General features: G+C 66.3%; 15 protein-coding genes. 13 read left to right on the top strand and 2 right to left on the bottom strand.

What is annotated here, in order from left to right:
* Nucleotides 1-11: 11 nt before the first annotated feature.
* The 9 genes from G4D77_RS16065 to G4D77_RS16025 all read left to right on the top strand — a co-directional run bounded on the left by G4D77_RS16065 (nucleotide 12) and on the right by G4D77_RS16025 (nucleotide 8,249).
* Complete coding sequence (locus G4D77_RS16065; RefSeq protein WP_017407589.1) at nucleotides 12-335, top strand: EexN family lipoprotein; 324 nt, start codon at nucleotides 12-14, stop codon at nucleotides 333-335.
* The gene (gene trbL / locus G4D77_RS16060; protein WP_035884622.1) at nucleotides 332-1,675 is read left to right on the top strand and encodes a P-type conjugative transfer protein TrbL; all 1,344 of its coding nucleotides are present in this window, start codon (nucleotides 332-334) and stop codon (nucleotides 1,673-1,675) included. The genes G4D77_RS16065 and trbL overlap by 4 nt, the downstream gene beginning before the upstream one ends.
* 18 nt (nucleotides 1,676-1,693) lie before the next feature.
* Nucleotides 1,694-2,398 carry a conjugal transfer protein TrbF gene (gene trbF, locus G4D77_RS16055; RefSeq protein WP_035884621.1) on the top strand — a complete coding sequence of 235 codons (705 nt, stop codon included), beginning with the start codon at nucleotides 1,694-1,696 and terminating at the stop codon, nucleotides 2,396-2,398.
* Nucleotides 2,395-3,387 (top strand): P-type conjugative transfer protein TrbG, encoded by a 993-nt coding sequence (trbG, locus tag G4D77_RS16050; RefSeq protein ID WP_035884620.1) that lies wholly within the window; start codon nucleotides 2,395-2,397, stop codon nucleotides 3,385-3,387. Before trbF ends, trbG begins: the two co-directional genes overlap by 4 nt.
* Before the next feature lie 2 nt (nucleotides 3,388-3,389).
* On the top strand, nucleotides 3,390-4,652 hold the full coding sequence (locus G4D77_RS16045; RefSeq protein WP_017407700.1) for a TraB/TrbI/VirB10 family type IV secretion system protein: 1,263 nt from the start codon (nucleotides 3,390-3,392) through the stop codon (nucleotides 4,650-4,652).
* Nucleotides 4,649-4,882, top strand: a complete 234-nt coding sequence (locus G4D77_RS16040; RefSeq protein ID WP_017407699.1) for a DUF2274 domain-containing protein — start codon at nucleotides 4,649-4,651, stop codon at nucleotides 4,880-4,882. Before G4D77_RS16045 ends, G4D77_RS16040 begins: the two co-directional genes overlap by 4 nt.
* A 339-nt stretch (nucleotides 4,883-5,221) precedes the next feature.
* The gene (mnmE, locus tag G4D77_RS16035; protein WP_016454193.1) at nucleotides 5,222-6,643 is read left to right on the top strand and encodes a tRNA uridine-5-carboxymethylaminomethyl(34) synthesis GTPase MnmE; all 1,422 of its coding nucleotides are present in this window, start codon (nucleotides 5,222-5,224) and stop codon (nucleotides 6,641-6,643) included.
* A 222-nt stretch (nucleotides 6,644-6,865) separates the two neighbouring features.
* A complete protein-coding gene (locus G4D77_RS16030; protein WP_016447254.1) occupies nucleotides 6,866-7,345 on the top strand; it encodes a Crp/Fnr family transcriptional regulator in 480 nt (159 codons plus the stop codon).
* A 166-nt stretch (nucleotides 7,346-7,511) separates the two neighbouring features.
* A complete protein-coding gene (locus G4D77_RS16025; RefSeq protein ID WP_016447253.1) occupies nucleotides 7,512-8,249 on the top strand; it encodes a hypothetical protein in 738 nt (245 codons plus the stop codon).
* A gap of 17 nt (nucleotides 8,250-8,266) precedes the next feature.
* Here G4D77_RS16025 and G4D77_RS16020 read toward each other — a convergent pair whose 3' ends face one another.
* On the bottom strand, nucleotides 8,267-8,824 hold the full coding sequence (locus G4D77_RS16020; protein WP_016447252.1) for an adenine phosphoribosyltransferase: 558 nt from the start codon (nucleotides 8,822-8,824) through the stop codon (nucleotides 8,267-8,269).
* Nucleotides 8,825-8,921: 97 nt separating this feature from the next.
* Here G4D77_RS16020 and G4D77_RS16015 point away from each other — a divergent pair, with 97 nt between their 5' ends.
* The 4 genes from G4D77_RS16015 to G4D77_RS16000 are packed head-to-tail and all read left to right on the top strand — an operon-like array spanning nucleotide 8,922 to nucleotide 11,939.
* On the top strand, nucleotides 8,922-9,923 hold the full coding sequence (locus G4D77_RS16015) for a KpsF/GutQ family sugar-phosphate isomerase (RefSeq protein WP_016447251.1): 1,002 nt from the start codon (nucleotides 8,922-8,924) through the stop codon (nucleotides 9,921-9,923).
* On the top strand, nucleotides 9,923-10,483 hold the full coding sequence (locus tag G4D77_RS16010; RefSeq protein ID WP_016454196.1) for a KdsC family phosphatase: 561 nt from the start codon (nucleotides 9,923-9,925) through the stop codon (nucleotides 10,481-10,483). Before G4D77_RS16015 ends, G4D77_RS16010 begins: the two co-directional genes overlap by 1 nt.
* A complete protein-coding gene (gene lptC, locus G4D77_RS16005; RefSeq protein WP_016447249.1) occupies nucleotides 10,480-11,097 on the top strand; it encodes an LPS export ABC transporter periplasmic protein LptC in 618 nt (205 codons plus the stop codon). Before G4D77_RS16010 ends, lptC begins: the two co-directional genes overlap by 4 nt.
* A 41-nt stretch (nucleotides 11,098-11,138) precedes the next feature.
* Nucleotides 11,139-11,939 (top strand): SDR family oxidoreductase, encoded by an 801-nt coding sequence (locus G4D77_RS16000; RefSeq protein WP_016447248.1) that lies wholly within the window; start codon nucleotides 11,139-11,141, stop codon nucleotides 11,937-11,939.
* 103 nt (nucleotides 11,940-12,042) lie between these two features.
* On the opposite strand, the gene rbp is transcribed toward G4D77_RS16000, so the two are convergent.
* Nucleotides 12,043-12,570, bottom strand: coding sequence for an RNA-binding regulator (gene rbp, locus G4D77_RS15995; protein ID WP_082001643.1), 528 nt, complete (start codon nucleotides 12,568-12,570; stop codon nucleotides 12,043-12,045).
* Between the last annotated feature and the right edge of the window lie 162 nt (nucleotides 12,571-12,732).

Here is a 12,732-nt window from a genome sequence, read left to right as displayed (position 1 = left end):
CGGGTGCTGTCATGACCCGCGTGCCTGCTCTCTGCGGTTTCGTGCTCCTGCTGGCCGGCTGCGGCCAGCAGGAGGGGCCTTCGGTCGATGCGCTCTCGGCAGATCCGTCGCGGCTGCACTTGCTCAAGGAGCAATGCCGCGCGGGCCAGCTCGACGACGCGTCTTGCGCGCAGGTGGCCCAGGCCGATTTGCGCCGCTTTCTCTCCGGCAAGACCGGGCCAGATGAGTACCAGACGCTGGCCGATCTGCCGCCGATTCCGCCCAGCTTCGATGAACCCGCAGAGGACAGCAATGCGGTGGCCACGGCCTCGCCTGTGCAGGAGGACTCGCCATGAATGACATTTCGGTCATCGACCATTTTCTCGATGTCTTTTCGCGCTACATCGACTCGGGCTTCGGCCTGCTGCACGGCGAGGTCGCATTCCTCACGGCCACGCTGATCGTCATCGACATGACGCTCGCCGGGCTGTTCTGGGCGATGGGGCACGCGACCGGCCAGGGCGAGGACGTGATTGCCAAGCTGATCCGCAAGGTGCTGTACGTCGGTGCCTTCGCCTACATCATCGGCAACTTCAACATGCTGGCCGGTGTCCTGTTCCGCTCCTTCGCGGGTCTTGGCCTGACAGCCAGCGGCTCGACCTTGAGCATGGGCAACTTCTTGCAACCAGGTCGATTGGCCAAGGCCGGCATCGACACAGCGGCGCCGATCCTCGACCAGATCAGGGAGATGGCGGGCTTCCCCGAGGTGTTCATCCACATCGCGCCCATCGTCGTGCTGTTCCTCGCGTGGCTGGTGGTTATCGTTAGCTTCTTCGTGCTGGCGGTGCAGCTCTTCGTCACCCTGATCGAGTTCAAACTGACCACGCTGGCGGGCTTCGTGCTGGTGCCGTTTGCCCTCTGGAACAAGACAGCGTTTATGGCCGAGAAGGTGCTGGGCAACGTGGTGTCCTCGGGCATCAAGGTGCTGGTGCTCGCCGTCATCGTGGGTATCGGCTCGGGGCTATTCGCCGAATTCAGGATACCGCCCGGTTCCGAGCCGTCCATCGACCAGGCGCTGGTCATCATGCTGGCCTCGTTGTCCCTGCTGGCCCTGGGCATCTTTGGGCCGGGCATTGCGACAGGCTTGGTGTCCGGTGGGCCACAGCTCGGCGCGGGCGCGATGGCCGGTGCTGCCATCGGCGCAGCCGGAACCGCCGTGGCGGTCGGTGCCGCGGCTACCGGCGTCGGAAGCGCAGTGGCGGCCGGGGCACGCATGGCACCCGCCGCCGCCCGCTCGATGGCATCGACCGCCAGCAGCGCCAAGTCGGCGTACCAGGCGGGCTCCACTTCGGCCGGTGGCGGCCTGAAGGGTGCCGCCGCCGGCGTGGGCAATGTTGCCAAGACCGGCGCGCAGGCGGCCGGGCAGAAAGTCGCCGATGGGGCGCGGTCGATGAAGGAGCGCATGGCGGCGGCCTTTCGGCCCGATGACGCCGGATCGGCGTCGGGGGGCGGCGCCGCACAGGCCGCAAGCGAGGCTCCCGCCACAGCCCCATCCACCGAGCAACCCGCCTGGGCCAAGCGCCTGCACCGCAGGCAGCAACTCACCCATGCCGCGACGACCGCCGCCCACACGCTGCGCGGCGGCGACGGCGGCAGCTCCAGCCAGGGGCCAAGCCTGCGTGATTCCGATTCCTGATCTTGAAGGAGAACTTCCATGCGATTCAAAAGACCGCAGGTGCGCTATGCCAACACACCGCAGCCTGCTACCCCGTACCAATCCGCTGCCCAGGCCTGGGACGAGCGCATCGGCTCGGCCCGCGCACAGGCGAAGAACTGGCGGCTCATGGCCTTCGGCTGCCTCACTTTGGCCGTACTGATGGCCGGTGGCCTGGTCTGGCGTTCCGCGCAGTCCATCGTCACCCCCTACGTCATCGAGGTGGACAACTCGGGTCAGGTGCGCGCTGTCGGCGAAGCGGCCACGCCGTACCGGCCCAGCGATGCGCAGATTGCTTACCACCTCGGCCGCTTCATCGGTCTGGTGCGCTCGCTGTCCATCGACCCCATCGTGGTGCGGCAGAACTGGCTCGATGCCTATGACTACACGACCGACAAGGGCGCCGTGGTGCTCAACGAGTACGCCCGCGTGAACGATCCGTTCGCGCGCATTGGCAAGGAGTCGGTGACGGTGCAGGTCAGCAGCGTGACTCGCGCGAGCGATACGTCGTTCAACGTGCGCTGGACGGAGACCCGTTTCGTCAACGGTGCGCTGGACCGCACCGAACGCTGGAACGCTGTCGTGTCCATCGTGCAGCAGACGCCGCGCACCGAGCAGCGTGTGCGCAAGAACCCCCTGGGCATCTACGTCAACGGGCTGTCGTGGAGCCGCGAACTGGAAGCTAACGAAGGAGCAAAACCATGAATGATCTTTTCCGTAAATCCGTCTTGCCGATCATGCTGCTTGCCCTCGCGGGCTGCGCCACGCAGGGCAAGCCGCCGCCGTCCATTTCGCTCGACGAGCCGGTACAGGCGCAGCCGCTACCGGAGCCGCCTGCGCCGGTGGAGGTGGTGGCCATGCCGCAAGTGCTGCCGATGCCGGCTCAGATGAAGCCTGTGCCGGATGCCAAGCCCGCAGCAGAACCTGCCGATGAAACCGTGCGTGTGTCCCGCGCCAACGCCGAGGCGCGTATCGCGCCCACGCGCGAGGGGTACGTCAACGCGATTCAGGTGTGGCCTTTCACCGATGGCGCGCTGTATCAGGTCTATGCGGCCGTGGGTCGCGTGACGGTGATCGCGCTCCAGCCCGGTGAGGAACTGGTAACGGTGGCCGCCGGCGATACCGTGCGCTGGATCGTGGGCGATACATCGAGCGGCAGCGGCGATGCGCTGCGCGTCAATGTGATGGTCAAGCCGATCCGCTCGGGCCTCAAGACCAATCTGGTCATCACGACCAGCCGGCGCACGTACCTGATTGAACTGACTTCGACTGAGAAGACGTGGATGGCGTCGGTGTCCTGGGAGTATCCGAAGGACAAGATGCTGGCCTTGCAGCGCCAGGCGCAGGCGGCCAGCGCCGCCGCGCCGGTCGATGCTGGCCTGTCGCTGGAGAAGATCCGCTTTCGCTATGCGGTCAGTGGCAGCAATCCGCCGTGGAAGCCGCTGCGCGCTTTCGACGATGGCGAGAAGGTCTACATCCAGTTCCCGCCGGGCATCGCGCAGGGCGAGCTGCCGCCGCTGTTCGTGATCGGCGCGCAGGGCGATGGGCAACTGGTGAACTACCGATTCCGTGCGCCGTACTACATCGTGGATCGCCTGTTCGGTGCGGCCGAACTGCGCCTGGGCGGAGACAAGGGCGATGTGGTGCGGATCGAGCGCACCGATGGCGTTTCCGGTGGCACGCGGAGGAACTGACCATGAGCCAGGACGACACTCGCGATCTTGGCACGCCACAGGCGGGCAAGGTCGCGCCCGAGGCGGTGGCGCTGCGCGCCCAGCCGCGCCCGGTCACACGTCTGAATCGGCGCACCTTGGCCATGCTCACGGGCGGCCTGTCGGTCGCCGTGCTAGGGGCCACGATCTGGTCATTGCAGCCACATCGGCGCGGCGCAGGCGAGCAGACCGAGCTTTACAACGTGGATCGAGTCTCGAAGTCCGAGGGGCTGGATGGCCTGCCTTCGGATTACTCCAAGCTGCCGAAGGTGCCGGAGCTGGGGCCGCCGCTGCCGGGCGATCTCGGCCCTGCCATCGTGAAGGCGCAGCAGCCGGTGACACCCACGTATGCGCCACCGGGCCACGACCCGGAGGACGCTCGGCGCAAGGAAGCCGAAGCGGCAGCGGCTTCCTCGGTGTTCTTCCGTTCTGGTACGCCCGGCAAGACCGCAGCGCCAGCGAATGCGCAAGCGGCTGGCCCGGCATCGACCTTGGCGGGCTTCGACCCGCTGGCCGCTGGGCCGGCCTCGACGGCTGCCCTGCCTGCCGACCCGACCGCCGTGCAGAACCGGCAAGACCAGAAAGAGGCTTTCCTGAAAGGCGGTTCTACGGAAACCCGCAATTCCGGCAATCTGCAAATGCCGACCTCGCCGTACCAGGTGATGGCCGGGACGGTGATCGCCGGGGCGCTGGTGACAGGCATCAAGTCTGACCTGCCGGGCGACGTGATTGGCACGGTGACGGAGTCGGTCTACGACTCGGCCACCGGCAAGTTTCTGTTGATCCCTCAGGGCTCGCGCCTCATGGGCAAGTACAACAGCCAGGTGAGCTATGGGCAGAGCCGCGTGCAGTTGGTGTGGAACCGCATCATCTTGCCGGACACGTCTTCGCTGAAGCTCGACAACCTCGCGGGCACCGACCCGGCCGGCTACTCCGGCCTGGAGGATGGCGTCGATTGGCACTGGGATCGCGTCTTTGCCGGTGCGGCGCTGACGACACTGCTGGGCGTGGGCGCGGAGCTGGCCGCGCCGGAGAACCGGCAGAACGGCAACCGCATCGTGATTGCCGGGCGCGACAGCGCGCAGGACAGCATCAATCAGGTCGGCCAGGAGATGACCCGGCGCAACATGAACATTCAGCCGACCTTGACGGGGCGGCCGGGCCTGCCGGTGCGGATCATCGTCAACCGTGACCTGATGCTGCGACCGTACCAGCCGCTTTTCGTCCAGAGAGGAGCGGCGAAATGAACACCTCCAAGAAATTGCGGCTTGGGCCGCTACCCAAGACCGAGAGCACGAAGCTCACGTTTTTGTGCCCGGTCAGCCTAAAAGCTGATCTCGACCGCTATGCCGTGGCGCACTCGCAGGCGTATGGCGAGGCAGTCGATGCCACTACGTTGATTCCTCTTATGCTGGAGGCGTTCATGGCCGGCGACCGGGGATTCAGGAAGGGTGGCGGGAGCAAGGCCATACCCTGAAGTAGGGTTGACGATGTGGACGCATCCGCTACCCCTTCACGATGAAAGCGCAGTCCACTGACTGCGCTTTCGCTTTTGACGGGGCTTGCGGCAGGGCGAGACTATGATGGTGCGATCTTGCCCGCCGCGGCGCCCCCACGCTTACCGCCGCGAAGCGCCTATGCAGCACCTAGCTCGAAAAGCAGCAAGAGCACTCAGCGGCTGAAATCTAGCCTAACCTATTGCCCTGTAAGAGCTTTTTCCCCACTGCATGTCTGAATGAAGGACTTGACAGCGGACATTTTTCATGGGCGGCCTATCATCGGCGGCCTGAAATCCCTTCCCTAGAAAGCTCCATCCATGCTGCCCCGCCACAACGACCCCATTGCCGCCATCGCCACCGCTCCGGGGCGCGGCGCCGTGGGCATCGTGCGCGTCTCCGGCAAGGGGGTGGCGCCGCTGGTGCGGGTGCTGTGCGGGCGCGACCTCAAGCCGCGCGAGGCCACCTACCTGCCGTTGCGCGATGCCGCAGGCGGACCCATAGACCACGGCCTGGCCCTGTTCTTCCCGGCGCCGCACAGCTACACCGGCGAGGACGTGCTGGAGCTGCAGGCCCACGGCGGCCCGGTCGTGCTGCAGCTGCTGCTGGCACGCTGCCTGGAGGCGGCGCAAGAGCCTCTCGAAGGCCATCGCAGCGTACTGCCTGGCCTGCGCCTGGCCCAGCCTGGGGAATTCACCGAACGTGCCTTTCTCAACGACAAGATCGATCTGGCCCAGGCCGAAGCCATTGCCGACCTGATCGACGCCAGCACCGAGGCCGCCGCGCGCAGCGCGAGCCGCTCGCTGTCGGGAGCCTTCTCCGAGGAGATCCATGGCCTGCGCGATGCGCTGGTGCACCTGCGCATGCTGGTCGAGGCCACGCTGGACTTTCCCGAGGAAGAGATCGACTTCCTGCAAAAGGCCGATGCCAGCGGCCAGCTCGCGCGGCTGCGCGGCAAGCTGGACCAGGTGCTGTCGCGCGCCCACCAGGGTGCGCTGCTGCGCGAAGGCATCAAGGTCGTGATCGCAGGGCAGCCCAATGCGGGCAAGAGCTCGCTGCTCAATGCGCTGGCCGGTGCCGAGCTGGCCATCGTCACGCCCATCGCCGGCACCACGCGCGACAAGGTGCAGCAGACCATCCAGATCGAGGGCGTGCCGCTGCACGTGATAGACACAGCCGGCCTGCGCGAGAGCAGTGACGAAGTCGAGCGCATCGGCATCGCCCGCGCCTGGGAGGAGATCGCTGCGGCCGATGCCGTGCTCTTCCTGCACGACCTCACGCGCATGGGCGACAACGACTATCTGGCCGCAGACGCGGCCATCGCCGAAACCCTGGCCCAGAAGCTGCCGGGCCAGGTGCCCGTGATCGATGTCTGGAACAAGACCGATCGCGCCGAGCCGGCCCAGCTGCAGGCGCATGGCGGGCGCGAAGGCAGCGTGGCGCTGTCGGCACGCACCGGCGACGGCCTGGATGCGCTGCGCCGGCGCCTGCTGGATGTGGCCGGATGGCAGTCCGCCCCCGAAGGCCTGTACCTGGCGCGCGCACGCCATGTGGAGGCGCTGCAGGCCGTGGCCGCGCACCTGGAAGAGGCCGAGCTGCAGCTGGCGGCCCAGGCCGCCCATCTGGACCTGCTGGCCGAGGAACTGCGCCTGGCCCAGGTCTCGCTGAACTCCATCACCGGGGAATTCAGCTCGGATGACCTGCTGGGTGTGATCTTCTCGAGCTTTTGCATTGGCAAGTGACGGAGGGGATCCGGGCTGAGCGCGGCATGCCCAGCACGGCTGATGGGATGGCGGCAATATTTATCTTTTGCTACAAAATTTGCCGTCGAAAACCCACGCGCCGGCATTGGCGTGCCCGCTGCCGTCGCTTAGCATGCGGCGTGCCGCAGCGGCCCTTGCCGCTGCCTGTCGCCGGGTGCCGTCCCGGAGCGGGTACGCGGCCCACTTCGAACCGGATCCGCCATGTCTTCTTCCTCCCACAATGATTTGCGGCCCTTGGCCCAGGCCATGTCGTCGGCCGTGGCTGTCGACGGTGTGCAGAACGCGCTGACCTCGGAGCAGTGGGATCTGCTGGCACCTTACCTGGTGCCCGTCACTCTGGCCGCGGGCGAGCTGCTGTTCGCCGAAGGTTCGCTGGACCGCAATCTGTACTTCGTGGAGTCCGGCAGCCTCAGCGTGCACTACCAGGATGCCAAGGAGCGCATCCGCCTGGCCATCGTCGGTCCGGGCTCCATCCTGGGCGAGGGCGCCTTCTTTGCGCACCGCGCGCGCCACGCCACGGTGCAGGCTGCCGCGCCGGGGCGCCTGTGGTGCCTGACGGCCATGCGCTTCGCCGAACTCAGCAACCGCCAGCCCGGGGTGGCGCTGGCCCTGGTCATGGCCGCCGGCCAGGTCCTGGCGCGACGCGCGGTGGACAGCCGCCGCCGGGTGGCGAGCACCTGAACGGCACTTGGGCGAAGGCTCTCCGGGGGCCGGGTGGGATTACAGACCGGGCTTTGCTCTGCGACAAATTGATACAGCGGTTTTTGCAACACCTGTGCTCAAAATGTCGCCAAGTTGCAGGCACAATGCCGCGAGTTTGTGACTATTCGTGACAATGAGAGCCCCCATGTCTGTGTTCAACTGGTTTTCCCGCAAGCCTTTGCCCGAACAGGGTCGTGGTTCGCCTGGAAACGATGGCCAGGCCAACCCTGCGGCACGCCGTGATGCCGTCGCGGCCGGGCGCCGCAGCGAGCGGTCCGAGCGCCGTGAGCAGCTCTATGGCGTGGTGCGCGATGTCATGGTGCGTGCCGGGGTGTTGTCGGCCAGCTACAAGTTCAAGGTGCTCTCGCTGGACAGCGTGGGCCAGCGCTTCGTGGTGATGATGGACTTGGCACGGGCCTATGCCAGCGAAACCGCTCGGCTCAGCGAGATCGAGGCCATGCTGGCCCAGGCGGCCAAGGCCCGCATGGGCGCGGTCGTGACAGCCGTGTACTGGCGGGTCAGCGACCAGAACGCCGCCGCCCAGGCCCAGGTGCATTCCGTGGCCGTGCGCACACCGCGTCCCGTCCAGCCCGTGGCCGTACCCGCCGTGGCTGCGATGGAGGCCGTGGCGCCCCAGCGCCGCAGGCAGGACACGGCGCCGTTCGAGCCCATAGACGATCAGGAAATGGCCGCCTTCAAGATGGCCGTGGCGGCCATGCCCGCTGCAGCCCGTGGTGCGGGCTCTGCAGCTGCGGCGCCCGCCGGCGTGCGCCGCTCGGGCCCCTTGCTCGGGCCGGGCGCAGGCGAACGCGGCGCGGACTTTCACCACAGCACGCTGGACCATCTGGACCTGGGTGTCACCCAGTACGGCGAACTGCGCTGACCGGGCGCCGGCCTGATTCAGTGGCCGGCGAAATCCACCAGCGTGAACAGCGGCAGGCCGCCACCGCGCAGCAGGGTGGAGCCGCCCAGTTCGGGCAGATCCACGATGGCCGCGCCCTCGATCACCGTGGCGCCCAGCTTTTCCAGCAATCTCTTGCCGGCCATCATGGTGCCACCGGTGGCGATCAGGTCGTCGATCAGCAGTACGCGATCGCCGGTCTTGACGGCATCTGTGTGCAGCTCCACCGTGGCGCTGCCGTATTCGAGCTCATAGGTTTCCTCCACCGTGGTGAACGGCAGCTTGCCCTTCTTGCGGATGGGCACAAAGCCAACGCCCAGCTCGTGGGCCACCACGGCACCCAGGATGAAGCCGCGTGCATCGAGCCCTGCCACCACGTCGGGGCGCATGCCGCGCTGCATGTAGCGGTGCACGAAGGCGTCGGTCATCACGCGAAAGACCTGGGGATCCTGCAGCAGCGGCGTGATGTCGCGGAACTGCACGCCGGGCGCCGGCCAGTCGGGCACGGTGCGTATGTGCGATCGCAGGTAGTCGTTGACGCTGAGGGTGGTGTGCATGGCGCTGGATCGGGGGCTGGAAAGAACGGGCCAGTGTACCCAGACGCCCGATGGGGGCCGCCGCCGCCGGGTAGCCAGACCGCCTAAAATCTTCCAGATGAATTCTGATGCTGCCACCTTGAATGCGCTGGATACGTCCAGGGTCCTGCGCCTGGCCCGCGACACCCTGGGCATTGAGGCCGATGCCCTTCTTGCCATGTCGCAGCGCCTGGATGGCGTGTTCGGTGAAGTGGTGCAGCGCATCCTGAGCCTGTCCGGCCGCGTCGTCGTGATGGGCATGGGCAAGAGTGGCCATGTCGGGCGCAAGGTGGCGGCCACCCTGGCATCCACGGGCACTCCCGCCTTCTTCGTGCATCCGGGCGAGGCCAGCCATGGCGACCTGGGCATGGTGACCGGCATCGATCTGGTGCTGGCGCTGTCCAACAGCGGCGAGGCCGATGAACTCACCGTGCTGCTGCCTGCCATCAAGCGCCAGGGCATACCCCTGGTGGCCATGACCGGCGGCGCGCAGTCCACGCTGGCCCGCCATGCCGACTGGGTGCTGGACACCCGTGTGGAGCGCGAGGCCTGCCCTTTGAACCTGGCACCCACGGCCAGCACCACCGCGCAGATGGCCATGGGCGACGCCCTTGCCGTGGCACTGCTCGATGCACGCGGCTTTGGCGCCGAGGACTTTGCGCGCTCCCATCCGGGCGGCGCGCTGGGCCGCAAGCTGCTGACCCATGTGCGCGATGTCATGCGCAGCGGCAAAGAGCTGCCCAAGGTCGGGGCCGATGCCAGCTTTGTCGAGTTGATGCGCGAGATGAGCGCCAAGGGCCTGGGCTGCTCGGCCATCGTCGATGCGGCAGGCGTGCTGCAAGGCATCTTCACCGACGGAGACCTGCGCCGCCGTGTCGAGGCCGGCACCGACCTGCGCGCGCTGCAGGCCGGCGATGTCATGCACAAGGGCCCCCGCACCATCGCCGAAGACGCGCTGGCCGTCGACGCCGCCAGCATGATGGAGGAGCACGGCATCACTGCCGTGCTGGTGGCCGATGCGCAGCACCAGCTGCGCGGCGTGGTCCATATCCGCGACCTGATGCGCGCCAAGGTAATCTGATGGCACGCGCTCCCTTGACGCCCGTGCAGAACTGGGACGCACCGCTGCTGCTGCTGGCGCAGGACGTGCGGGTGGCATTCTTCGATGTCGATGGCGTGCTGACCGATGGCGGCCTGCTGTTCTCTGGCGAAGGCGAAGTGCTCAAGCGCTTCAACACGCTGGACGGCCATGGTCTGAAACTGCTGCAAAAGGCTGGCATCACGCCCGCCGTGGTGACGGGCCGCGATTCGCCCGCGCTTCGCCTGCGGCTGAGCAATCTGGGCGTCACGCATGCGCGCTTTGGCACGGAAGACAAGGTGCCTGCCGCCGAGGCCATCCTGAAGGAGCTGGGCCTGCAATGGCACCAGGCGGCAGCCATGGGCGACGACTGGCCGGACCTGCCCGTGATGCGGCGCTCCGCCTTCGCCTGCGCACCGGCCAACGCCCATGACGAAGTGCTGGCCGTGGCCGATTGGGTCACGCCGCGCAGCGGCGGTGAAGGAGCGGTGCGCCAGCTGTGCGACCTGCTGCTGGCCGCGCGTGGCGCCTATGCCGGGCTGCTGGCGGAATACGCATCATGACCCAGGCCTGGCGCCGCGTCGGTGACCGGCTTTCCCTGTACCTGCCCGTGCTGCTGATGGGCCTGCTGGCGCTGGGCACCTGGTGGCTGGTGCGCAATGCACCGCAGCCCCTGGCCAGCGGCACCGAAAAGGCCGTGGCGCACGAGCCCGACTATTTCATGAAGGATTTCTCGATCAAGAGCTTCGATGCCACGGGGCGTCTGAAGAGCCAGATCGAGGGCAGCATGGGCCGCCACTATCCCGATACCGACACGCTTGAAATCGACAACGTCCGCATGTTCGCGGTCTCGCCCGAAGGCCGCATCACGCGCGGCAGTGCGAACCGGGCGCTGAGCAATGCCGATGGTTCCGAGGTGCAGATGTTCGGCAATGCCATCGTCACGCGCGAGCCATTTGTGACAGCAGGTAAACAGCCGCAGCCGCAGTTGCAATTCCAGGGCGAATTCCTGCACGCCTGGCCCAACGAGGAGCGCGTGAGTTCCAACCAGCCCGTGGTGCTGACCCGTGGCAAGGACCGCTTCACGGCCGACAGCATGCAATACAGCAACCTGGATCTGGTCATGAAACTGCAGGGCCGCGTGCGCGGCACCCTGCAGCCTTCCAGGACCAAGTAAGGCGCCAGCGCAAGCGCAGGCATGCCGATGGAGAACAAGCCATGACGACATCCTCGCGCAGCCCGGCACCCCTGGCCTTCATCACCGGCGCATCCAGCGGCATAGGCCAGGCCCTGGCCTGGCACGCCTACCAGCAAGGCTGGTCGCTGGCGCTGGTGGCTCGGCGCGGCGACGTGATGGCGCAATGGGCTGCGCAACAGGGCCTGGACTCCTCGCGTTTCGCCCTCTACGAGGCTGATGTGGGCGTGCCTGACAGCATCATCGCCGCCGCCCGGCGCTGCGAGCAGCAGCAGGGCCTGCCCGATGTCGTGATCGCCAATGCTGGCGTCAGCTGGGGCGTGGACACCTCGATGCGCGAGGATATCGACACCATGCAGCAGGTGCTGGCCGTCAACACGATGGGGGTTGTGGCCAGCTTCCACCCCTTCATCGCACCCATGGTGCAGCGTGGAAGCGGGCAACTGGTCGGAATTTCCAGTGTGGCCGGGCTGCGCGGCCTGCCAGGACACGGCGCTTATTGCGCCAGCAAAGCTGCAGTCATTGCCTATTGCGAAAGCCTTCGCGGTGAATTGCGCAGTAGTGGCGTAAAAGTCACGACATTGCTTCCTGGCTATGTGGATACACCCCTCACGCGTGGTAACCGCTATGGCATGCCATTCCTATTGGAGCCGCAGGAGTTTTCCGCAAGGGCCTGGCGTGCCATTGAAGCTCGCCGCAGTCTGGTCATCATTCCATGGCAAATGGCCTGGGTGGGGCGGTTGATGAAAATTCTCCCCAACGCGATATTCGACAGGCTGCTTGTAGGACGGAAGCGCAAACATCGGCATTTGGAAAATCCCTGATGCCCATTGCCGTTCGGAATATGCTCATGCACGCATCTTGTGCGTAAAAAAGGCTCCATGAAGGAGCCTTTTTGATTCGGGGTAACACTGAGAACCGTGGATCTCATTCCCCGTTGTTATTGTTGTTTCCCCAGCCGCCGCCACGGCCGCCATTGCGGGGGCCGGAGCCATAAGGGCTGCGGAATCCGCCGTCGCCACGACCGCCGTAGCCGCCGCCACCGCCGCCGTCGCCACGGCCATAGCCGCCACGGTCGCCACCGTCACCGCGTCCGTAGCCACCGCCATCACCGCGGCCACCGCCACCGTAACCGCCGCCGCCACCATCACCACGGCCATAGCCGCCGCCACCGCCGCCAAAGCCGCCCGAACGCGGGGGGCGAGGCTCCATGGGACGTGCTTCGTTCACCACGAGGCTGCGTCCGCCCAATGGCTGGCCATTCATGCCCTGAACGGCAGCCTGAGCCTCGGCATCACTGCCCATCTCGACAAACCCGAATCCCTTGGAACGGCCTGTGTCGCGCTCCATCATGACCCGGGCGCTGGTGACAGCGCCGAACTGGCTGAATGCCTGCTCCAAGTCGTTGTCACGCACACCATAGGGAAGGTTGCCGACGTAAAGCTTATTGCCCATCAAAAACTCCTCAACTCCTCAATGCTCACTGGTTTGCGCTCGGCTTCAGGACGCACAGACATCAGGTTCCTTGTATACAAGAGCCTGGCCAACCTTCCTAAACACATAGCGTTCGAACGGGTCTGCCCGAAACTAAATTATGAAGCACAAAAATCAAAAAGA

Source organism: Delftia sp. WY8 (assembly GCF_018437695.1).
Taxonomy (GTDB): Bacteria; Pseudomonadota; Gammaproteobacteria; order Burkholderiales; family Burkholderiaceae_C; genus Comamonas; species Comamonas tsuruhatensis.
This window is presented reverse-complemented; position numbering and strand designations above follow the sequence as displayed.